We start from the raw sequence: 21,209 nt of genomic DNA on the forward strand, positions 1-21,209 counted from the left end.
TCGCGGCGCGCTAGGTCAAGGCAAAACGCCGGATGCTTGTCTCTGGCGCGGGGAGCTTACCGTGTGGCGCATCCAATGCCTTGCAATCGACGGCAAAGGCCAAGCTGGCCCTCTTGGCCCCATGTGGTTGCTGACGCTTGCGATTTGCACCGCATGTTCGCCTTCCGATCAGATCGACCAGCAATCGCGAACCGCCGCATCGGCGGCCCAGACGGTCGCGATGACGCTCGATGTCTGGGCGGCAGGCGAGGCGCCGTCCCGATATGCGGTCCGCACGTTGCAATCCGTCGGCAAGACGCTTTCCGACGTCCAGTCGCAACTCCGGTCCGTCGGATCAGCCGAACCTGCCGAACAGGCCGCGTTGGCCGCCGCCGTGGGCCGGATGTCTGAAGCGGTCGCGCGGGCCGAAGCGGGGCTGCAAACCGGCAGTCGCTCCGAGGTGCGAAACGCACAGGACGACGCTCAGGCGGCTGCCCGCGCCCTGGCTGCCGCTTACGCCAGATATTTTGCGCCGAAACCATGAAGAAGCTTCTGGAAATATCGCTCGGCGTCGTTACCAGCGTTGGCGGCTTTCTCGAAGTGGGGTCGATGGCGACTGCCGCCCAGGCCGGCGCGACCTTCGGTTTCCACCTGATATGGGCAGTGGTTCTCGGCACGCTCTGCATCATTTTTCTCGTCGAGATGGCCGGGCGGTTTGCCGCTGTGAGCCAGCACACGATTGCCGACGGAATTCGGGAGAGGTTTGGCTTTCAAGTTTTCCTGTGGCCTTTGCTCGCGACTTTGCTGGTCAACTTCCTGGTGATGTCGGCAGAGATCGGCGGCGTTTCGATCGCGCTGGAACTGGCCACCGGCATCGGTTTTCAGTGGTGGGCACTGCCGGCTGCCCTGCTGGCATGGCTGATGCTTTGGAAAGGCACGTTCGGCCTGATCGAGAAAGGCGTCTCGATCCTCGGTCTGGTGACGCTGTGTTTCGTCGTCGGCGCGGTCATGCTGAAGCCGGATTGGAAGGCGGTCGCGGCTGGCGCCGTGCCCTCTTTGCCGGCGCACGACGCGGCAAACTACTGGTTCATGGCGGTCAGCATTCTTGGTGCTTCGATATCGCCATACCTGTTCATGTTCTATTCCTCGGGAGCGATCGAGGACAAATGGGACAAGAGCTATCTTGGGGTCAACCGGGCGATTGCCTGGCTCGGCATGACCTTCGGCGGCACGATCTCGGTCAGCGTGCTGATCGTATCCGCGCTCGTGCTTGCAACGAATGGCATCGTGCAGGTGGATGATTATCATCAGTTGCCATTGATGCTGATACCGATATTCGGCTTTTGGGGCTTTGTGCTGTTCGTCGCTTCGCTCGGCATTGCCTGCTTCGGCGCGGCGGTCGAAGTCGGGCTGCAACAGGCCTATCTGGTGGCGCAAGGTTTCGGCTGGGATTGGGGTGAGGATCTCAAACCGCGTGACGATCCCGGGTTCAGCACCGTCTATACCGTTTCATTGTTTCTGGCCGCCATTCCCATCATGCTGGGTCTCGACCCGCTCAAGCTCACCATATTCTCGATGGCGCTAACGGCCGCCAGCCTGCCGCTGACCGTGGTTCCATTCCTCTTTCTGCTCAACGACGAGCGCTATGTCGGCGCGCACCGCAACGGCATCGTCTCAAACGCCGCCGTCATCTTCATCATCACGCTCGCCTTCGTGCTCGCGGTGGTGACGATTCCGCTGCAGATATTCGGAGACGTATGATGAACTTGCTGCGCGATGTCCTCGACAAACAAGTACTCGACCGGAAGGGAGTGAAGATCGGCAAGGTCGACGGGCTGGTTGCCGAGCTGCGGCCCGGAAAGCCGCCCCGGATTGTCGCGGCCGAGCTCGGCTCGATCACCCTTGCGCGTCGCCTCGGCGCACGGCCCGGTCGCTGGGCAGCCCGGCTTGCCGCGTGGCTTGGGGGAGACCGCCATAGCGAGCCGCACCGGATTTCCTGGAAGAAGGTGCGCGATATCGGGCTCGATATCGAGTTCGACATCGACGGGCGCGAGACGTCGATCTTCGACTGGCAGGATTGGCTGCGCGATCATTTCATCGGTCGCATACCGGGGGCGTAGGCATGACCACCACCGTCAACCTCGAACATCTTGCCGGCAGGCGCGTGCTGTCGCTACGCGGCAAAAGCGTAGGCCATATAGAGGAGATACACGCCGAACAGGTGGGCGGCGATCTCGTGGTGACCGAATTTCACGTTGGCATCTATGCCGCGCTGGAGCGGCTTTCTGCTTTCTCTATCGGCTCGGCATTGCTCGATCTTTTCAGGCTGCGGCGGCGCGATGGCTTCTATCGCATCCCTTGGGATATGCTCGATATCTCCGATCCGAAGCGGCCGCGTTTGCTGTGTCCGATGACCGAACTCTCCCAGATGACAGGCGAAGCCGAACCGCATCGGATTCAGGGAAAGCGACGAGGATGACGCGGTTGTCGCCTGGCCGTATGCGAAAGCAGCGCAATGTTGGCATCGGCCGCGAGGCGCATTTGAAGTGACCACATCGCCGGCAACGGGAACATAGGCAGTCCGCGCGCATTGCTAGTGAACGCCATTGCAGGCACGGCTTACGGTCTCGACCATGCGACCCCTGATCACGGACACCTGGAACCTGGTGCGCGAAAGTGCCGTGGGCTTTGTCAACGACAATGCGCTAAGCCACGGCGCTGCGATTGCGTTCTACGCCACGACGTCACTGGCGCCGATACTGCTCATCGTCGTCGCGATCGCCGGCCTTGCTTTCGGTCACGAGGCCGCCCAAGTGGCCTTGTCTGCCCAGCTGTCGGGTCTGATGGGGCCGGAAAGCGCAGACCTCCTGCGGAGCGTACTGGCAAGCGCGTCCCGAAAATCGTCCGGGACCTTGGCGGCGCTGATCGGCATCGCCACCTTGCTCGTAACCGCTTCAGGTGTCTTTGGCGAGATGCAGCAGTCGCTGAACACGATATGGAAGGTTGAACCGCAGGGTGTTTCGTTGTCGCGCCTTATGCGTGCAAGGGCGGCAAGTCTGGGCCTGGTCGCTGCACTGGGTTTCATGCTGCTCGTATCGCTCGCGGCCAGCGCGGCGATCGCGGTGTTAGGCGATATCATCAACGCTCACATGCCGTTTGGCGCCCTGATCCTCGCCGCCATCAATCTGGTCTCGTCGTTCGTGCTGATCTCGATGATGTTCGCCGCGATTTACAAAATCCTGCCCGATCGAAACTTGACATGGCGCGATGTCGGCATCGGTGCTGTCGTCACTGCTTTTCTGTTCACTGTCGGAAAATCGTTTATTGGCTGGTATATCGGCTCCAGCGCCATCGCGTCGTCCTACGGAGCCGCCGGCGGTCTCCTCGTCATATTGTTGTGGGTCTACTATTCAGCGGAAATTTTTCTTCTCGGTGCGGAATTCACGCGCGCCTACTCGGTTCGGCACGGCAGCAGATCGGATCTGGGCGCGCTGGCGCACGGGGACGTGCCTGCGACAGGTGAGTTGCCATCGAAAGACGTCGACCCATTTGGTACAGGCAACTCCGCCGGGATCGTGACGCTGGTTGCAGTGGCTTGCGCGACCGCTACGTTGACCAGCCTCGTCCTCGGCTTGCGTCGTCCCTGACATGCGCCGTCCGAGCCGCAGAATTCCAATGACGGGTCAGCCGGCGGGTGATTGGTTCGGAGGCCCGGCCGTCCTTGGCAAGATCATCCAAATAATACACGCGGGCGTGGAACATTGGTCGACGCTGGCAGTTCTGGATCGCTTCAGATGCCGCCGCGTGGTGTCTGCGGAAGATCGGTGGAAACACCAGATCGGCCCGCGCCTCTTTCCCTCAGGACGGCGCGGGCTTCCACGACCGCACCTTACCGCGAGATTCCGGCGAAGGATGCTGGAGCGAGCAACAGGAGCCAGCCATGAAACACCAGACACTCGATCAATTGCAGGCGATCGCTGAGGTAAACGCCTCGGTGCCTGCCCCGCGCATGACCAGGACGCAGAGGTTGCAACGTTGGGCCGACCTTCTCGGGGAGAACCCGTCGCGATGCCTCGCCGCGCTTACCGGCACCGAACACATGCGCGCCTCGGTGCGGCAGGAAGCGCGCGCCGCAGGCTCGCCGATCACGGTCGCGTTCGAAGATTCGCTGTTGCGTGCATGCGGCCTGAGCAATGACAGCTACGGCGAAGCCAAGCGCTTCTTCGAACTCTCCGACTGGCAATTGCACGATATCGTGTGCAGCTGTCATGTCGGCTCCACCATGCAGGCAGGGTGGGTTTCTGCGCGGGTCCGCAGGATCTTGACCGGCAACAGGATCGCTGCGTGGCTGCGGCGGCAGTTGTGGGCACATTGAGATGCGTTCCGCCGAAACCGGAAACCGCTGGAACATTGTGCCATGATCGCTGTTAGGGACGCGGCCGGATGCTTTCCCCCCTCCGGTCAGTCCCCAGTGGCTCGCTGCCTCTCCCCCCGGGCAGCGGGCTCCGGAAGCCACCGGGATAGCTTGGGTCGATCGACGTGCATCAGGCCTCACGCAATAGGGGTCAACGGCAATGAGCAGAAGGTCCAAGGATCAAGGAACGCCGGTGCCCCTGCAAGGAACATCGAGCCAGGGTTCCCGGCGCACGCTGGCTACGGTTCTTGCCCTGGCGTTCCACGTCGTTCCGGCCGCCGCCCACCAGGCCCCGGCCGGATGGCAATATGACAGCTCCTGCTGTTCGGGTGTCGACTGCTACCAGGCGCCTGCTTCGGACGTGAAGGAAACCCGGAACGGATATCAGCTGTCGACCGGAGAATTGATCCCCTACAGCGATCACCGCATCAAACGCTCGCACGATGAATATTTTCACGAATGCAAGCCCGGCGGGGACGCCAAGCCCCAGCGCTCGTACTGCCTATATGTTCCAGATCGCGGCATGTAGCCCGTGATGGGCCCATCCAATCTGCCGGTTGAGCATCGGGAAGTGACCATGGCTCGAACTCCGGATGATCTCTATGTCGTGGTCTGAATGACCAGCGTAAGCGTACCGTCTCCATCGACGTTGGCCGCGATGACCTGGGAGGAGTTCAGCCCATTCTGCGTTAGCGCCGCCGTTGCCTGCTGGGACCCGTCGATCGAGTTCTGCAAGGCTCGCAGGTCATCCGCGGTGGTCTGGGCAACGATACGCTCGGCCTGCATCTTGACGTCCGGGGGAAGGTCGTCAATGGAGATGATGGCGACCCGCGTAAACCCGTTGCTGAAATCGAATTGACCCTGATCTGGCGCATCCTGATCCAACGGATCCAAGGGCAGGGACAAGTCGCCCGCTGCCCGCGGCCCCGCAGTCTGAGCATGGCTGGGCGACAGCTGAAACAGAACTGAAATCACAAGTGCCGCGAAAAAGCGCAATGGCGGATTCTCCTTGTTGGACCCGCACCCGTCAGACATCCATCATAGATCTGGCGGGCTCCCGGGCGATATTCTCTTCGATCTGTTCGTGGCCCGGCGTCTGCGGCAGGGCCTTCCGGAAATTCCTGGCATAGTGGGACGGCATCTTGGGCGGCATCATCGGTTCATAGGCATCGACAAGCGCCTCGACTATCACCGGGCCGTCGACGGCGAACGCTTCGTCCAGAACAGCCTCGATCTGGTCGGCCCGATCGATGCGCAACCCCTTTGCGCCCATTGCCTCGGCCGCCTTGGCAAAGTCGATCGGCGCCAGTTCGCAGCCGAATTGCGGGTTGCCGAGAAACATCATCTGCTCCCACGCGATCTGGTTGAGCATATTGTTCTTGAGGACCAGAAGCTTCAGCGGAACGCCGTAACGCACCGCGGTGGAGAATTCGCCGAGCTGCATGGCGAGGCCACCGTCACCGACGATGGCGGCGACCGGTCGGCCAGGGAATGCGATCCCGGCGGCGATTGCGTAGGCTAGCCCGCAGGACATCGACGCCAAAGCGCCCGAGAGGCCAAATGCCTGGCCCTCGCGCAAGTCGACATGGCGTGCCGCCAGTTCGGTATTCTGGCCTGAATCGGTGGCCAGCACCGTATTGCTGGCCAATCTTTCTCCGAATGCGCGGACGACCAATTGTGGTTTTACGGGATGGGCCTGCGCGTCCTCGGACTGCCGCATCATTTCGCGCCACTTGCCCATGTTGTCCTGCGCCCGCAGCAGAAATTCATTGGAAGGCTTCTGCGTCAGCCGCCGGTTGAGCGCGCGCAATGTCTCGGCCGCATCGCCGACGAGCCCCGCCTCTACCGGGAAGCGCAGGCCGATCCGTTGCGCGTCGCAATCAATCTGGACGCCCCGGGCCTGTCCGGGTTTGGGGTAGTACTCGATATATGGAAAAGTCGAACCGACGATCAGCACGGCGTCACAGTTCTCCATCATATCCTGCGATGCCAGTGTTCCCAGAATGCCGATGCCACCGGTCGTGTAGGGATGATCGTCCGGCAGCACCGCCTTGCCGAGCAGGGCCTTGGCCACCGGCGCCTGCAGCAGCTGGGCAGTTCGCTCCAGTTCGCTTGCCGCCCCCAGCGCACCACGGCCGGCCAGGATCGCCACGCGCGGGGCCTCGTTGAGAACGGCTGCTGCCTTGTCCAACTCGACGTCTTGCGCCACCATATGGCCTGTGAACATATTTTGCGGCGTGTGCTCGGGACGATTGCGCTTGGAGCGTTTCGTCGGCTCGCTCTCCTGTTCCTGGGTGTCGCTGGCAATCGAAAGATGAGCAACGCCCTTGCGTGCCAAAGCGGTGCGGCACGCGAGACTGGCGACGTTTTCCATATGGGCGGCGTCGGAGACCTGAACATTGTAGACCGCAACGTCGTTGAACACGCGTGTGAGGTCGACATCCTGCTGGGTGAACGTCTCGATCAGATCGTGAAACTGCATTCCCGTGATTGCCAGGACTGGCGCCTGGTCAAGCTTCGCGTCGTAGAGCCCGGTCAAGAGATGTGTGCCGCCGGGGCCCGATGTGGCCAGGCAGACGCCCAGCTTTCCGGTCCATTTTGCATAGGCGCATGCCATGAACGCAGCCGATTCCTCATGCCTGACCTGGATGAACTTTATTTTTCCGCGCCTTGTGCGAAGCGCTTCCATGATGCCGTTTATGCCATCTCCCGGAAGGCCGAACACCACCTCCACATTCCATGCGATCAGTGTCTCGATGAGTATCTCTGCTGCGTTGGACATGCCGAATTGTCTCTCCGGTGGATGGCGACCGAACCGGCGAACGGCGAGTTGGTTCCTTGATACCGGAAATCAATGGAGTCAGGTCCGGTCTGTAGGTCAGGATCGGATGGAATCCGCCTAGGCGCGCTCCATTCACATGCCTGCGAGAGTAGAACCGCAATTTGCACTCCGCCGACCCGGAGCCTCGGCCCATTTCGCCGGTTCGATGTTGTGCCCCGGCTGGCCGGTCACGGCACCTAACTCCCCGTACCCAGCCTTGTTCCAAAAGCGCTGCTGGCGACGCCATGTCGTCCGACGCTTCGGCCCGGACATTATTCGCCGGAGCTTAAGGCGTGGCGGAACGAACCAAACAGCCGCGCATTAAGCTTAGGCTGCATTCACACTCGTACTGTTTGGGAGTTGGATCGTTGTCATCCGGACGCTATGCGTTGGTCAACAAGCCGAACGAAGAGAATTCCATCGTCGATCTTATACCCGCCCTCCGGGCTTTCGCGCGAACCTTCTGCCGTGTCCCCGATGACGCCGACGACCTTTTGCAGGAGACACTGACTAAGGGGCTTGCCAATACCGACAAATTCGAACCCGGAACACGCATGAAGTCGTGGCTCTTCACCATCATGCGCAACACGTATTACACCCGAATAAAAGCCGCCGTCCGGGAGGCGCCCGGTCTCCTCGATTGCGCGTCCTTACGCCCGATTTCGGAAGCCACGCAGGAATGGTCCGTCCAGAGCAGGGAGGTTCACCGTGCCATTCAGCAGCTGCCCGAACATCAGCGTGAGATCCTGATGCTGATCGGAGTGCTGGGGTTTAGTTATGAGGAAGCCGCCGATATATGCGGCTGCGCGATCGGGACGGTCAAAAGCCGGCTCAATCGGGCGCGCGCCGGCGTGCTGGAATCACTCGGCGAAAGGTCACTCAAGACACTGGTGGAACGGCGAGCACATTTGTCGGACGGACAGCTTGATCTCGGCACCGACCATCATCCCTGATGGGATTATCCAGCGATTGTCCAAGGGCCGAGTTCTCCGTGGATCAGTTTGTCAATTCCCGCCGCCGCTTTTCGACAAGCGCGTTCTGCAATTCGACGGCAAGTCGGATCAACCGATCGGGTACCTTCTCCTGTTCGATCGCGGTCAGGAGTGAAGCGATTTTCAAATCCACCAAGATACCAGTGGGAGGGGTGGTCTGGCTCGAGCGGGGCATCGTCGCCTCTGAGGAATGTCGATCTCTTCGCGTCCAGTGTGACGGCACGCGTCCCGCTTTGCAAGGAGGTCCGGCATGCGCGAACGACCTACATCCGCGGCTACGATTGATGGTGGCAACTAGGCCGATCTCTTCTTGGAGGCGGTAGCTTTGCCCTTCCGCGACCCGCTGCCCTCCTGCGCTAGGCTCTTGCGCAATATCTCGGCAAGGTTGACGACGTTCTCCTTTGGCCGGCGAGCGGATTTTGGCGGCGCTTCGCCTTTGCGCTTGGCTTCGATCATCGCGATCAGCGCATCTTCGTAAGTGTCTTCAAATTTCGAGGGATCGAACCTGGTCACTTTCTTTTCGATAAGCAGGCTGGCGATTTCGGTAAGGTCGGAATCGTATTCGACTTTCTTGATCTCCTTGAAAACGCTTTGCTCGGAGATTACTTCGCTGTCGCTGCGCAACTCGGTCAGAAGCATGCCTTTGCCGAAGGGCTGGATCAGGACTTCACGACCGCGCTGATAGAGGACCACACAAGAGCGGGCAGCGACCTTTTTCTTTTCCATGGCCTTGCGGATCACTTCAAAGGCCTCGGCCGCCGCGCCGTCCGCGGGGATCAGGTAATAGGGCTTTTCAAGGTAGCGTGTGTCGATATCGCCCAACTCGACAAATTCGCCGACCTCCAATGTATGGGCTGAGGTAAGCTTCAGCTTCTTGATCTCGTCAGGCTCGATGCGGACGTAGTCGTCAGTGTCGATTTCGAAACCCTTCACTTGATCCTCGGCATCAACGGCCTCCCCGGTTGCTTCATCGACATAGGCACTTTTGACCGGCAGCCCGTCCTTGCGATTGAGTATCTTGAAATGGATCCTGGAGGCCTCGCTGGTGGCGCCAATTATCTTCACGCCACAGGTGACGGATCCGACCTTCAAAAAACCTTTCCAAGCGGCTCGTGGCGCAACCATGCGGGACCTCTCAATCGCTGATGGCCACCAACGGATGCCGGTCGCAATTGTTCCTGGAACACCGCCGTCGGGATGGTGTTAGGCACCCTCGACGCCACGGGGAAGGCAGAACGTGGCGGCACCGAAATCGACAGGAGACCTCCTATGTCCGAAGCGCAGACGACAATCGACATGACGACATCCGCAAATAGGCAGAGGAGCGGAAAGGTAGGCCAGCCGGGTGCGCGGCCGGCGAGAAGGTGGCGTTCTAAGCATCGATTTCGGCGAACCGGAAGAATCATTCGTAGCTATCGAATGGGAAGAGTTCTTTCGTATCTTCGAGGACATGATCTGGCGTTTCTTCATCGGGCCAAGACCGGCGCCGGTAAGACCAGCCGCTTCAAAAAATTCGTCAAGCGTGACCGTATTAGAGCGACAGCCTCGGTCCGCGGCGCACGGATAGATCGGTAGCGCGTCGCGGCATTGCAGCCTCAGTTCAGAAGGCCGGCACCGCCGGAACTGACTACATTGTGCATGACGCGGTTCAGCCAATCCTCGGTGGAGAGCCCGGCCTGCCTTTGGTCGATATCGCGGAGCGCCAATTCGAGCGTCCTCTCGACCAGTCGATCGGAAGCGTTGACGTCTGCGAGTAGCAAACGCGCCGCCAGCCTCAGCTTGGGCAGAAGCGCGAACACGTCGTCGGGAGAGGTCGGCTTGTCGTCGTCGCGCGAGAACGGCGGGAACAAGGCATTGGAGACTTCCTTGCTGGTGGAGGATTTCCAAAGATTGCTGGCACAACGCAGATGCTCAGGAATGGTGATATCGCCTACGCCGCTGAAGAACACGAAGGGCACGCCCCGCCGGAGCAATTGGTCGGCGATAGGGAATACCCGGCGGCCGTTGATGTCGATATCCAGGATCGCCGCCTCGGCCGTCTGCGTATGTATCGCGGCCTGTTCGAGCGTGGCCGCCGGGCCCAGAATCACCGCGCCCATATTGCTGAAATAGCGTGCAAGGTCGTCGGCCAGCAACCATTCATCCTCGACGATAAGAAGCCGCACGCCTCGCAGATTGCGCACCCCACTATCCTTTCTTTGATCAAGAACGGACGTTGCCTGTTTGGCAAGACCGTTCATCCTGCGCGGCCTGCAGGCGCCTGGTCGACACCGAGCCCAAACCTGGGCCGTAACCGGCTTTCTTTCGGTCAAACGCTTGGTCACTGAACACCGTCCGTCCTCGGCACAACGGATTTGGTCCCAGCTTGTTCCGTCGCCCGGCGCCGCGGCCGAGGCAGAGGGTTTCAGGTCGTCGCCGTTAGGCGGCGTTGCCCGGGATGGCTTCCAAGGTATCGGTATCCTCGGGGCCGGAAGTGTCAGTCAATCGGTTCATCCGTCGGTCGCGGCGTGGCGCCGGCCTGACGCTTTCGGCCGATGTTGCGATTGGCAGCGGGATTGTCGTGTGGTGTTGACTATAGGGTAGGGGCCGACGGTCTTGGGGCCACCGGCGGGCTCCGGCGTCGGTATCGGTTTCGTCCCCTCCGCGATGGAAAGCCGCTGGCACTTGGCGACCGGATGGCGGGTTTTGCGGCATCAGGTCATTCTTGGGTGGAAAGGCTGGTTCAGTCTCAGCCATGAGGCCGCATTACCACCTTGATGCAGCCATCCTGCTTGTCGCGGAAGGTCTTGTAGAGGTCGGGACCGGCGTCGAGATCCGCCCTGTGGGTGATGACGAAGGAGGGATCGATCTCGCCCTCCTGAACCTTGGCCAGGAGCGGTTCCAGGTAGCGCTGCGTATGTGTCTGACCCATCCGGAAGGTGAGCCCCTTGTTCATGGCGGCGCCAAACGGGATATGGTCGAGAAGTCCGACATAGACGCCGGGAACGGAGACCGTACCGCCCTTGCGGCAGCAGTAGATCGCCTCGCGCAGCACATGCGGTCTGTCGGTGCCGAGATAGACGGCTGCCTTCACTTTGTCGACCATGGCGTCGAAGCTGGCGCCCGGATCGGATTCGGTACCGACGCAATCGATGCAGCGGTCCGGGCCACGACCGCCGGTCATCGCCATCAGGGCGTCATAGATGTCGGAATTGCTGAAATCGAGCGTCTCGGCCCTGCCGTGGTCGCGGGCCATGGCGAGCCGCTCGGGAACCTTGTCGATGGCGATGACACGACCGGCGCCGAGCATCCATGCGCTTTGGATGGCGAATTGGCCGACTGGACCGCAGCCCCAGATCGCCACCGTGTCGCCCGGCTCGATGCCGGCATTCTCAGCCGCCATATAGCCGGTCGGAAAGATGTCGGACAAGAACAGCACTTGCTCGTCATCCATCCCGTCGGGCACTTTGATGGGGCCGACATCGGCGAACGGAACGCGCAGATACTCGGCTTGGCCACCCCAGTAGCCGCCGACCAGATGCGAGTATCCGAACAGGCCGGCCGGCGACTGTCCCATCACCTTGGCCGCCTCCTTGGCATTGGGATTGGAGTTGTCGCACAGCGAGAACAGCCCGCTTTTGCAAAACCAGCACTCGCCGCAGGAAATGTTGAAAGGCACCACGATGCGGTCGCCTTTCCTGAACTTCGAATGGCCCTTGCCGACTTCGACCACTTCACCCATGGTTTCATGGCCGAGCACGTCGCCCGACTTCATGGTCGGCATATAGCCGTTCATGAGATGCAGGTCCGATCCGCATATGGCGCAACACGTCACCTTGATGATAACGTCGCGGTCGTCCTCGATTGCCGGGTCGGCTACCTGTTCGCAGCGTATATCGCCTTTGCCGTGCCATGTGAGGGCTTTCATCATGTTGCTCCCTGGGCTGGAAGGGCCGATGCGATCGCGTCGGCCGGTGGATGTGGAAAGATGCGGGGCCGCCCGGGTGTCGGCCGACAGCCTCGGCGTGTCGTCGACAAGTCAGCCTTTCGGAGCCGATCCCGGTTCGGCCATCTTGCGGTGCTGTTCAGCCAGGGTGCCAGCCGGGGTGACATGGGCGACTGCCACCTGGAGCTTGTTCCTCCAGCCGCTGATGACCTGTTCCTCGCCCGCCAGCAACGCGTCATAGCCGGCGCGCGCGACGTCGGCCGGATTGTCCTTCTCGTCGGTGCCGACCTTGGTGTCCATCATTTCGGCACGTTCGAAGAACCGCGTCTGCGTCGCACCGGGCATCAGCACCGTCACGGTGACGCCGGTGTCCTTCAATTCGTGCCGTAGCGCGATGGCGAAAGAATCGATGAACGCCTTGGTGCCGTTGTAGACTGCCTGGAACGTGCCCGGCATGAAGCCGGCGATCGATCCGGTAAACAGAATACGCCCGCGTCCGCGCCTGGCCATCCTCGCGGCCAGTTGATGGGCCAGATAAATTGTTCCGGTGATATTGGTGTCGACGATGCGACGGATCTTGTTCCAGTCCTGGTCGACGAAGCCGTGACCCAGGCCGCGCCCCGCATTCAGAAAGAGCAGGTCGATATCCCGATTTCCGATCCGCGACACCAATCTGTCGGCGCCCTCCACGGTTGCCAGGTCGACCTCAAGCGCCTCGACCGCCACGTCGTGCGAAGACAGCGCCTCTGCCGCCTGCTTGATCGCCGGCTCATCGGCCGCGATGACAAGGTTATAACCAGCCTTCGCGCAGAGCTTGGCAAGTTCCTTGCCGATGCCGCTTGAGGCCCCGGTTACCACCGCGAGTTTAGTTGCCGTCATCATATCCTCCGCTCCTGACCGCCGCCCCCAACCATCCCAAGCCAGGATTGTTCCGTGGTCGGTTGCCCGCGTCCGACGACGCGCTCCCGGTCGACAAGTTTTCTCGGGCAAGGTGGAACAACCTTCGTGGCCGACAGTTCGGCGGCAAAGGGAGCCGCGGATGCAGTATGCGCAAGACATCGCCCTCAGGCGCGTTGATATACTGATCGAGCAGTATGTCGTCGCCAGAAGCAAAACCTGTGACTTCGTCTCGACGGAACTGGCTTGCAATGTCATCCGGTCGGTCATGCGCAGCCCCGTCAATGATGCGGAACTCGACCTCATGCTGGCCAGGAAGGCAATGAAACAGGGCCTGTCGGTTCGCTTCGACCGCACGGGACGTTGGTCCGACGTGGTGCCGAAAGCAGGTCAGGAGGACTTGAAATGAGAACGATTCTGCTAATTGCGGCGCTCTTCGCGTTGGCTGGGTGCAATGAGAACAGCGCGGATCCGGCCAAGTCCAAGACCGATACGGTGAACAGTCAGCCTGTCGACAAAAATCCGAAAGTCGACAGCAATCCGACGCCTCAGACGAGCTCCGGCGGGGATCAGCAAGGCACCCAGCCCACGCAGCCAGCCAAGCCCTGAACTCGGGCGGGAACCGGCCTGTGCCCTTGCCCACGCAGGGATATGAGGCGGGGCTGCGTCACTCCGCGTTAAGCAGGGCCCTGCAGGTTTGGCTGAGAACACGTGGCAGGACGCTGAACGCATACCCAGTGTGCAGCCGTTCGAGCGGCGTGTGATAATCACGCCCCCACGGGCCGATATTGATCGTCGGGATATTGGCAAGGCCTCGGTGCGCGGGCCAGCGCACCCCGTCGCTCCACATAGGCGTGTTGCGGGCGACCACATCGAGCGACGATTCTGCCGCTTCACCAAAGAAGCTCATATCGGAGATGCCGGCGAAATAATCGGCGCAAGCAATCGTACAGCCGTAGAGTCCGTCTGCGTTGGCGGCAATGTCGCCGGCAATCGCGCGCAGCCTTCTGGCTGCGGGGGTCTGCGACAGGTTCGTTGGCAGGTAAGGTATGGAGCCAAAGCCTATGACCACCGCCGGACCTGACAAACGGCTCAGCCGCCATGCCTCTTCGATGACAAGCCGGCATTGTTCAGGTAGCGAAAGTTCACTGGCCGCGAGCGACGCGCCCAGTGCGCCAACCCTGGATATGGCTTTCCCATCGAGGCGGTCAGCGACAGCCTCGTAACGGTATAGGGCAATGTTGTCGACTACGTCGATAGCGGCCGGCTCGTTACCCGGGCCGAGCCGCTGTTTGAGAGCGCCCAGGCAAGTCGAAGCCGCTTGTGCGCAAAGCTGTTCGAACCGGTCGAACACCTCGCCGGGTGTCCTGCGATAGCTCAGTACATTGAAGCTGGCATAGGCGCTTGCCGGTGTCGTCACGTCATAGCCGGCCTTGCCGTCGCGAATGCTGAGCAGGCTCGCCGGCGTGCCGGGCTCCGACCGGGACTGATCGGTCAGCTCCGGCGCCCATTCCACACGCGTGGCTATCGCGGCAGCCAGCGTCGCGGCATTCAAGCCATTCAGCGGAAAACCGCTATGAGCGGGAACGCCGACAACATAAGCCGTCGGCAGCAGCTTGCCCACAGTGCCCAGCGCGATGATTCGCCCCTTACTGCCGTCGCCATCGTCCGCGATCGCATCGAGATTGATCGCGGCCGCAAATTCCAGTTGGCATTCGTCGGCGATGGTAGGAAGAGCCTGCGCCGCCCTGCGCGCGCCGGCCGAGTTGTTCTCTTCATCGGGTACGGCGAGGAAGAAGATGTTCCCCGCCGGATTGATGCTCTCCGCGAATTGCGTGCAGACGGCCAATCCCGCGGCAAGGCCCGCCTTCATGTCGAGCAGACCGCGTCCGGCGAGAAACTCTCCGGAGGCAAAATCGACGCGTGCGCGTCGGGCGGCGGCCGTCTCGGCTGTGGCCAGGGTCTTGCCGAGCGCAGGCGTGAGCAGGCCCGGCCGGGTCGCGAGTTCCTCAAGCTCGCCATAGTCGCGCGTCGTGACGGTGTCGTAATGTCCCGTCAGCACCACAGTGGCCCGGCCACCTCCGCGCAGCAGCATCGCCACGCAGTGTCGGCCGTCTCCGGGCTCGACCTCGATCGTCCAGATTTCCGCATGGCGAAAGGCTGTCTCTTGGCGAAGTTTGCCGGCAAGCCATGGCCCGAACGATGCTTCATCCTCGCTCCCGGTGACGCTCCTGCGCTCGGTCAGGGCGAGCGCCCAGCGTTCGGCGCAGGCGGGCAAGCCCTCTTTTGCTCCACCGTTCATCACCGTCTCCGACATGCTTCGAGAGGTCGAGTTTAGCGTCGGCTAGCTTGTTCCTTCAAGAGCGCGACCGGCTGGGCCTAGCAGCGGCAAGTCTCCCCTGTCGATACCTCGTTGTCGGAATGTGGATGCTGATTATCTGGCCTGCGATTGGAACAACTCGCTCGGTGGCTGGTTGGGCAGCATCCCGTTCCAGGAGATGCGGGCCGTCGACCAGGCAAGTCAAACACGGTTGACCAATCCAGATCTCCACAATCTAGGGAGATTATATGACCTCACGCGACAATGGCCCTCCCGGCAGCACCGATCAGAAGCCACGCTGGGAAGGCCCGCCGGAAAACCGTCCTCGCGGTTATTTGCCGGCGAAGGATGATCCGGCTGAAGATCGTGACGCAGCGGGCGAAAACCTGAAGGATCCCGACAAGCACGACCTGGGCGATGCGCTCACGACCAGGCGCAACAAATAGAATGCGACAAATGCCACGCCGGGAGCAATCGAAATACTGACAAGGCCGCGCATATGCCGCAGGCAACAGAAGCGCGGGCTTGCGGAAAAGGCGCGGAGCGGGCGCCTGGGCGACACCCAACAAGTATGGCCGCGCAGGCAACAGTCTGCCAATTCTGAAACCCTGTCGCGATGACTTTGGGGATTACAAACCCCTTCCCTCGCCACCGGCATCGGTGCTATCGCAACCCGCTGATGCGCCTCATGCAGATACTCGCAGGAAAAAATTGGCACCGCAATTGGCACCGGACGGGCGATGAGGGGCAGGGACGTAGAGGTACGCAAGCGGCTATCGAGATTAGACAATTACCGAAAAACCGAGCTGGTCGGGACCTTTACGGACACATCGGGATTGCCGGAGCCGTATTTTAAGTCCCTTGCGTCTACCAATTCCGCCACGTCCGCAGTCCAGCCCTTTTCAGATGCCAGACACAGCCCGTCAAGTCGTGTTCTGCGGAGCCTGAACACGCAACCCAGAGGAGGTCGCGTAACGATACTGGCGCGATCACGGAATTATCCGCGCCGTGGGCATCGGTAAATATCTGCGCGGCGGACTTGATCCGCCATGGCCGGCGCCTCTCAGGCCCAACCCATTCCCCCGCCCACTGGGGACGCCGGCCGCCGCCCACTTCGGCCAAGACTGGTCTGCGCGCTGCTTGTTGAGCAACGCCGGTGGTGACGCTCAGAACTTGTCGGTCGGCGCGTAATCGACGCCGACACCGACGGTCCAGCCGACGGTGGTGAGTGTGTCTGAGAAGGCGGTGCCCGCATCTTGCGACGTCTCGACGCCGGCGAGGGCGACGCCGCCTATGCCGTAGACCAGCACACGATCAATCGCCTACGACTTTTCCGGGCCCGCCGAGTTCCGCCGTGCCATCGATCGAGGAATAGTTGAGGTCGGCTTCGGCGCCGATCCGGCAATCTCCGGGCAAATCCACGCTTCCTCGCTGGCCAAAACGCCGTCGGCTTGGCACAGTCGGGCAAACAGGAGTCTTTGATGGCCAGGAAGCCGCCCGCCCGTGCGACGAAACCCAAACCGTGGACCGAAATGGCGACCGATCTGGTCGATGTCGCGATGGGCCGCAAACCCGCCGATCTCGTGATCCGCAACGGGCGCTGGGTGAACGTCCATTCGGGCGAGATCATCGCCGGCACCGACATCGCCATATCAGGAGGCCGCTTCGCCTATTGCGGGCCGAATGCCAGCCACACGATCGGGCAGGGCACCAAGGTGGTCGACGCAGGCGGACGCTATCTCGTGCCCGGCCTTTGCGACGCGCACATGCATGTCGAGAGCGGCATGGTGACGGTCACCGAATTCTGCCGCGCCGTCATCCCGCACGGCACCACCTCGATGTTCATCGATCCGCACGAGATCGCCAATGTGCTGGGCCTGCCGGGCGTGCGGCTGATGCATGACGAGGCGGTGGCCATGCCCATCAACGTGCATGTGCAGATGCCGTCCTGTGTGCCCTCGGCGCCCGGGCTTGAACATGCCGGCGCCGAGCTGACGGTCGCCGATGTCGCTGAAGCGATGACCTGGGAAAACATCATCGGACTTGGAGAGGTGATGAATTTCCCTGGCGTCGCCGCCAACGATCCGGTGATGTCGGGCGAGATCGCCGCGACGGTCAAGGCTGGCAAGACGGTCGGCGGCCACTATGCCTCGCGCGATCTTGGTCTGCCGTTCCACGGCTATGTCGCCGGCGGACCCGAGGATGACCACGAGGGCACGCGCGCCGAGGACGCCATCGCCCGCGTGCGCCAGGGCATGAAGGCGATGCTCAGGCTGGGCTCGGCCTGGTACGATGTTGCCTCGCAGATCAAGGCGGTGACGGAGAGCGGCATCGATCCGCGCAATTTCATCCTGTGCACCGACGATAGCCATTCCGGCACGCTGGTCCATGAAGGCCACATGGACCGGGTGGTGCGCCACGCCATCCAACAGGGGCTGAAACCGGTGACCGCGATCCAGATGGCGACGCTCAACACCGCCCAGCATTTCAAGCTGGAACGCGAGATCGGTTCGATCGCGCCGGGGCGGTTGGCCGACCTGCTGATCGTCTCCGATCTCACCGCAATGAGCATTGACGAGGTCTATGCGCGCGGCGTCAGGCTGGCCAAGGGCGGCAAGCTCGACATCGATATTCCGGCCTATGATTATCCGAAGACGGCGAAGAACACCGTCAAGCTCGGCAAGAAACTGAAGGCCGGCGATTTCGATATTGCGGCACCCAAGGGCGCCAACGAAGTGCGGGTGCGGGTGATCGGCGTCATCGAGAACCAGGCACCCACGCGCGCACTGGAGGCCGATCTGCCAGTCGAGGATGGGCTGGTCGCCATGGATCGCCGCAACGACATATGCCAGATCGCGCTGGTCGAGCGGCACAAGGGCACGGGCGGTGTCACCAATGCCTTCGTCTCCGGTTTCGGTTACATGGCCGACTGTGCCATGGCCTCCAGTGTCGCCCATGACGCCCATCACATCATCTGCGTTGGCACCAACAAGCAGGACATGGCGCTGGCCGTGAACCGGCTGGGAGAAGTCGGCGGCGGCGTCGTGCTGTTCTCCAGGGGCAAGGAACTGGCACTGGTCGAAATGCCGATCGCCGGGCTGATGTCGGACGAGCGCGCCGAGATCGTCGCCGCCAAGGCTGAGAAACTGACCGAGGCGATGCGCAAGATGGGCTGCTCCCTCAACAACGCCTACATGCAGCACTCGCTGCTGGCGCTGGTCGTCATTCCCGAGCTCAGGATTTCCGACGTCGGGCTGATCGACGTGACGACGTTCCAGAAAGTCGATCTGTTCGTCTGAGGCCAGCCGTCCGCTCTTGGCTGTCTACCCGCCGGTGGCGATGGTCAGCACCTTGAACGGCGTCGTGATGATGACTTCGGCGGCGGAGCCGACGACCTTTCCGAGGCCCTGACCGATATTGCTAAGCTGTGCCGGGTCCTCGTCCGCGGCCAGGCCGGCAGGCGTGCGCAACCTGTTCCCGAGCAATTGCACCAGGAACGGGTTGTCGGCGAATTTGGCGTGGTTGAGGCCGCCGTCGCCGCCCTTCGTCTTGGTCAGGTCGACCACGGCCACGCCATAGGAGGCGAGGTCCGCCGCATTGCCGTAATCGCCGACTCGCGGCTTGTCGCCAGAAATGAGGGACGACAGCTTCAGGGCCCGATCGTCGCCTGAAAGCAGTATGGCGAAGGGCTTGGTAGGTTTGCCGTAGCGGATCATCTGCTTCTTGAACACGTCGACATCGATGTCCGGCGAGGCCAAGATGACATAGCCGAGCTTGCCGCCGAGATCCCGGTCGCCGGTGATGGCGAGTTGGCGAAGCGCCTCCATCGTCAACCAGGTGCCCATTGAATGGGCGATGATGTCGATGCTCTTGACCCGAGTCTTGGCAAGCATCCTGAGCGTTGCCTCGAGGTCGTCGCGCGCGGCATTGGCACTGTCCCTGTCGTAGAGATACCCTGTTGTCTTGGCGCTCGAGGCCCATGAGAACAGCACCGGGGTACCCGGATATTTCGTGTCGTGGGCGATCTGCGTCAGCCGGTAGATGCCGTCGTCGAAACCATTGTTGAAGCCATGCACGAAAACCAGCGCGCGGTCACCGCGCATGGTGATGTCGGCGCCGACCGCCTTGGCGAATTGCGGCGCGCCTTCATAGTAGGTGACATCCTTGGCTGTGAAGTCCTTGGCCGGATTGCTGTTGGCGGTCCCCTTGGCCCGCTCGATGGCGCCGACCTGATGGCTCCTCGGAACGGTGACGTCGACACGGGCGTAGCTGGTGGTCAGGGAACGATCGCTATCGAACACCTGCCGCGGATCCTTCGTTGCCTTCTGGCGCGTCGTCGCAACAAAAATCTCATGCGTGGCCGCGATGTCCGAAGCCGGTGCGGCGATGGTGGTCTTGTTGAGGAGGTCATGCGTAGGGCCGGCGCAGCCGCCGATGGCGAGCGCAAATGCGAGGACGAGCAAACCCTTCAAACGCACAGTCACACGTCGGCTCCCGCAGCGGGGGACGTCAAACGCATGACGTCACTGACTATTCCGATAAGGCCAGAGGCCGGCGCGGTCCAGTTCAAAGTGGATTGATGGCTCGGCAATGGTGCACGGTGAAATCCGCTGCGCCGCCTCTATTGTCCAAGCAGGCTGATGCGGTCGGTCACGTCGCGGTCGCTGGCAAAGCCGTCATCCTCGCGCAGCCGCTGGCCGATCATCTTCACCAGGGCCGGATTGTCGGCGAATTTCGTGTGGTTGAAGCCGTCGCTGCCTTTGACCTTCGACAGATCCACGACCGTCACGCCGTAGGAGGCAAGATCCGCGGCATCCTTATAGTCGCCGACGCGTGGCCGCGAACCGGCGATCAGTCCTGATAACCTCAGCGCGCGGTCGTCGTCCGACAACAGCAGGATGAACGGCTTGTCGGGCTTGCCGTAGCGGCGCATTTGGCTCTTGAACACATCGACATCGATGTCGGGAGAGGCCAGCACCACATCGCCAAGCTTGCCACCGAGATCACGGTCGCCGCTGATGGCCATCTGGCGCAGCGTTTCCATTGTCACCCAGGTCCCCATCGAATGGGCGACAATGTCGATGCGCCGCGCACCGGACTGCTGCAGCATTCGCAGGGTCACTTCGAGCTGGTCGCGGGCGGCGCTGGCGCTTTCCTTGTCATAGACATAGTCGGTGGTCTTGGCACCCGAGGCCCAGGAAAACAACACCGGTGTCCCGGGATAGCCGGAATCATGCACGATCTGGGTCAGGCGATAGACGGCGTCGTCGAAACCGGTGTTGTAGCCATGGACGAAGACCATCACCCGGCCGCCGCGCGCCGCGATGTCGGCGTTGAGCGCGCTGGAGAATTTCGGTTGGGTATCGTAGCCGACGACCTCGGAAGCCATGAAATATTTGGCCGGATCATCCGACTTGCCGCGTGAGCGACGCTCGATCTGGCCGGTCGTGTGGACTCCCGGAACGGTGACGTTGACGCGGGCGTAGTTCAGCGTCGCCGAGCGTTCGCCGTCGAAAACCTTGTTGGGATCGTCGGATTTCTTGCGCGTCGTGGCGATGAAGATCGAGTGGTTGCCCGCGATTTCCGTCACCGGCGCGGACATGACCGCGCTGCCGAGCAGTTCCTCGGTTTGGCGGCCGCCGCAGCCTGCCACCAGCAAGGCAAGCGCTAGAATGCAAATCGTCTTCAAATGCACGTCAAAAATTCCGATCGAGCCCAAAAAGGGCCATCCACCCTCCGCGATATCTCCCCAGCAGGCGAAGTGCGGCGGAAGTAAGTCATGTCCAGCCAAAATGCGGTCGGCGCCTCGTGACGGTCATCGCAGTGTTGCGCGAAAGCCAAAGCGGCAGGAAGGCCGCAAC

22 protein-coding genes and 1 pseudogene are annotated in these 21,209 nt (G+C 61.7%); 13 read left to right on the plus strand and 10 right to left on the minus strand.

From position 1 onward, the window contains the following. Nucleotides 1–61 precede the first annotated feature (61 nt). From EN850_RS03835 to EN850_RS03865, 7 genes are all read left to right on the plus strand, one after another. Nucleotides 62–523, plus strand: a complete 462-nt coding sequence (locus EN850_RS03835; protein WP_245512034.1) for a hypothetical protein — start codon at nucleotides 62–64, stop codon at nucleotides 521–523. Then, on the plus strand, nucleotides 520–1,740 hold the full coding sequence (locus tag EN850_RS03840; protein ID WP_135915522.1) for a divalent metal cation transporter: 1,221 nt from the start codon (nucleotides 520–522) through the stop codon (nucleotides 1,738–1,740). The genes EN850_RS03835 and EN850_RS03840 overlap by 4 nt, the downstream gene beginning before the upstream one ends. Next, the gene (locus EN850_RS03845) at nucleotides 1,740–2,099 is read left to right on the plus strand and encodes a hypothetical protein (RefSeq protein WP_127869439.1); all 360 of its coding nucleotides are present in this window, start codon (nucleotides 1,740–1,742) and stop codon (nucleotides 2,097–2,099) included. Before EN850_RS03840 ends, EN850_RS03845 begins: the two co-directional genes overlap by 1 nt. 2 nt (nucleotides 2,100–2,101) lie before the next feature. Next, nucleotides 2,102–2,458 (plus strand): hypothetical protein, encoded by a 357-nt coding sequence (locus EN850_RS03850; protein ID WP_127869438.1) that lies wholly within the window; start codon nucleotides 2,102–2,104, stop codon nucleotides 2,456–2,458. 154 nt (nucleotides 2,459–2,612) lie between these two features. Continuing rightward, nucleotides 2,613–3,626 carry a YihY/virulence factor BrkB family protein gene (locus EN850_RS03855; RefSeq protein ID WP_127280191.1) on the plus strand — a complete coding sequence of 338 codons (1,014 nt, stop codon included), beginning with the start codon at nucleotides 2,613–2,615 and terminating at the stop codon, nucleotides 3,624–3,626. A gap of 293 nt (nucleotides 3,627–3,919) precedes the next feature. Continuing rightward, the gene (locus tag EN850_RS03860) at nucleotides 3,920–4,354 is read left to right on the plus strand and encodes a hypothetical protein (protein WP_127280192.1); all 435 of its coding nucleotides are present in this window, start codon (nucleotides 3,920–3,922) and stop codon (nucleotides 4,352–4,354) included. Between the two features lie 199 nt (nucleotides 4,355–4,553). Next, the gene (locus EN850_RS03865; RefSeq protein ID WP_127869437.1) at nucleotides 4,554–4,922 is read left to right on the plus strand and encodes a hypothetical protein; all 369 of its coding nucleotides are present in this window, start codon (nucleotides 4,554–4,556) and stop codon (nucleotides 4,920–4,922) included. A gap of 71 nt (nucleotides 4,923–4,993) precedes the next feature. On the opposite strand, the gene EN850_RS03870 is transcribed toward EN850_RS03865, so the two are convergent. Together EN850_RS03870 and EN850_RS03875 are read right to left on the minus strand one after the other, a co-directional pair. Beyond that, nucleotides 4,994–5,389, minus strand: coding sequence for a hypothetical protein (locus EN850_RS03870; protein ID WP_127280194.1), 396 nt, complete (start codon nucleotides 5,387–5,389; stop codon nucleotides 4,994–4,996). A 31-nt stretch (nucleotides 5,390–5,420) separates the two neighbouring features. Then, nucleotides 5,421–7,175: a thiamine pyrophosphate-dependent enzyme gene (locus EN850_RS03875; RefSeq protein ID WP_127869436.1), complete on the minus strand. Its 1,755-nt coding sequence runs from the start codon at nucleotides 7,173–7,175 to the stop codon at nucleotides 5,421–5,423. A gap of 407 nt (nucleotides 7,176–7,582) precedes the next feature. On the opposite strand from EN850_RS03875, the gene EN850_RS03880 reads away from it, so the two are divergent. Continuing rightward, nucleotides 7,583–8,167: a sigma-70 family RNA polymerase sigma factor gene (locus EN850_RS03880; RefSeq protein ID WP_335930831.1), complete on the plus strand. Its 585-nt coding sequence runs from the start codon at nucleotides 7,583–7,585 to the stop codon at nucleotides 8,165–8,167. A 333-nt stretch (nucleotides 8,168–8,500) separates the two neighbouring features. Here the strand turns inward: EN850_RS03880 and EN850_RS03885 are convergent, their stop codons facing one another. Continuing rightward, nucleotides 8,501–9,331, minus strand: coding sequence for a Ku protein (locus tag EN850_RS03885; protein WP_136090663.1), 831 nt, complete (start codon nucleotides 9,329–9,331; stop codon nucleotides 8,501–8,503). A gap of 179 nt (nucleotides 9,332–9,510) precedes the next feature. Here EN850_RS03885 and EN850_RS37030 point away from each other — a divergent pair. Next, nucleotides 9,511–9,781 (plus strand): annotated as a pseudogene (locus EN850_RS37030) (hypothetical protein). A gap of 20 nt (nucleotides 9,782–9,801) precedes the next feature. Here EN850_RS37030 and EN850_RS03895 read toward each other — a convergent pair. From EN850_RS03895 to EN850_RS03905, 3 genes are all read right to left on the minus strand, one after another. Next, nucleotides 9,802–10,446: a response regulator gene (locus EN850_RS03895; RefSeq protein ID WP_136090664.1), complete on the minus strand. Its 645-nt coding sequence runs from the start codon at nucleotides 10,444–10,446 to the stop codon at nucleotides 9,802–9,804. A 488-nt stretch (nucleotides 10,447–10,934) separates the two neighbouring features. Then, the gene (locus EN850_RS03900; protein WP_135928797.1) at nucleotides 10,935–12,113 is read right to left on the minus strand and encodes a zinc-dependent alcohol dehydrogenase; all 1,179 of its coding nucleotides are present in this window, start codon (nucleotides 12,111–12,113) and stop codon (nucleotides 10,935–10,937) included. Nucleotides 12,114–12,224: 111 nt separating this feature from the next. Next, complete coding sequence (locus tag EN850_RS03905) at nucleotides 12,225–13,010, minus strand: SDR family NAD(P)-dependent oxidoreductase (protein WP_136090740.1); 786 nt, start codon at nucleotides 13,008–13,010, stop codon at nucleotides 12,225–12,227. A 160-nt stretch (nucleotides 13,011–13,170) separates the two neighbouring features. Here EN850_RS03905 and EN850_RS03910 point away from each other — a divergent pair, with 160 nt between their 5' ends. Next, a complete protein-coding gene (locus tag EN850_RS03910; protein WP_135880241.1) occupies nucleotides 13,171–13,437 on the plus strand; it encodes a hypothetical protein in 267 nt (88 codons plus the stop codon). After that, entirely contained in the window at nucleotides 13,434–13,637 is a 204-nt protein-coding gene (locus EN850_RS03915; protein ID WP_135928796.1) for a hypothetical protein, read from the plus strand. The genes EN850_RS03910 and EN850_RS03915 overlap by 4 nt, the downstream gene beginning before the upstream one ends. 58 nt (nucleotides 13,638–13,695) lie before the next feature. Here EN850_RS03915 and EN850_RS03920 read toward each other — a convergent pair whose 3' ends face one another. Beyond that, nucleotides 13,696–15,330, minus strand: a complete 1,635-nt coding sequence (locus tag EN850_RS03920; protein WP_189590978.1) for a M20/M25/M40 family metallo-hydrolase — start codon at nucleotides 15,328–15,330, stop codon at nucleotides 13,696–13,698. Nucleotides 15,331–15,596: 266 nt separating this feature from the next. Here EN850_RS03920 and EN850_RS03925 point away from each other — a divergent pair, with 266 nt between their 5' ends. Continuing rightward, a complete protein-coding gene (locus tag EN850_RS03925; RefSeq protein ID WP_127280503.1) occupies nucleotides 15,597–15,794 on the plus strand; it encodes a hypothetical protein in 198 nt (65 codons plus the stop codon). 720 nt (nucleotides 15,795–16,514) lie between these two features. Here EN850_RS03925 and EN850_RS37035 read toward each other — a convergent pair. Further along, entirely contained in the window at nucleotides 16,515–16,658 is a 144-nt protein-coding gene (locus EN850_RS37035) for a hypothetical protein (protein ID WP_246689142.1), read from the minus strand. Nucleotides 16,659–16,829: 171 nt separating this feature from the next. On the opposite strand from EN850_RS37035, the gene ade reads away from it, so the two are divergent. Continuing rightward, nucleotides 16,830–18,647, plus strand: a complete 1,818-nt coding sequence (gene ade / locus EN850_RS03935; RefSeq protein WP_136090666.1) for an adenine deaminase — start codon at nucleotides 16,830–16,832, stop codon at nucleotides 18,645–18,647. Nucleotides 18,648–18,671: 24 nt separating this feature from the next. Here ade and EN850_RS03940 read toward each other — a convergent pair whose 3' ends face one another. Both EN850_RS03940 and EN850_RS03945 read right to left on the minus strand, forming a co-directional pair. Further along, nucleotides 18,672–19,832: an alpha/beta hydrolase gene (locus EN850_RS03940; RefSeq protein WP_127869431.1), complete on the minus strand. Its 1,161-nt coding sequence runs from the start codon at nucleotides 19,830–19,832 to the stop codon at nucleotides 18,672–18,674. A gap of 137 nt (nucleotides 19,833–19,969) precedes the next feature. Then, nucleotides 19,970–21,043: an alpha/beta hydrolase gene (locus EN850_RS03945; protein WP_136090667.1), complete on the minus strand. Its 1,074-nt coding sequence runs from the start codon at nucleotides 21,041–21,043 to the stop codon at nucleotides 19,970–19,972. Nucleotides 21,044–21,209: the final 166 nt, after the last annotated feature.

The sequence above is a fragment of the Mesorhizobium sp. M8A.F.Ca.ET.207.01.1.1 genome (assembly GCF_004794715.1).
Taxonomy (GTDB): Bacteria; Pseudomonadota; Alphaproteobacteria; order Rhizobiales; family Rhizobiaceae; genus Mesorhizobium.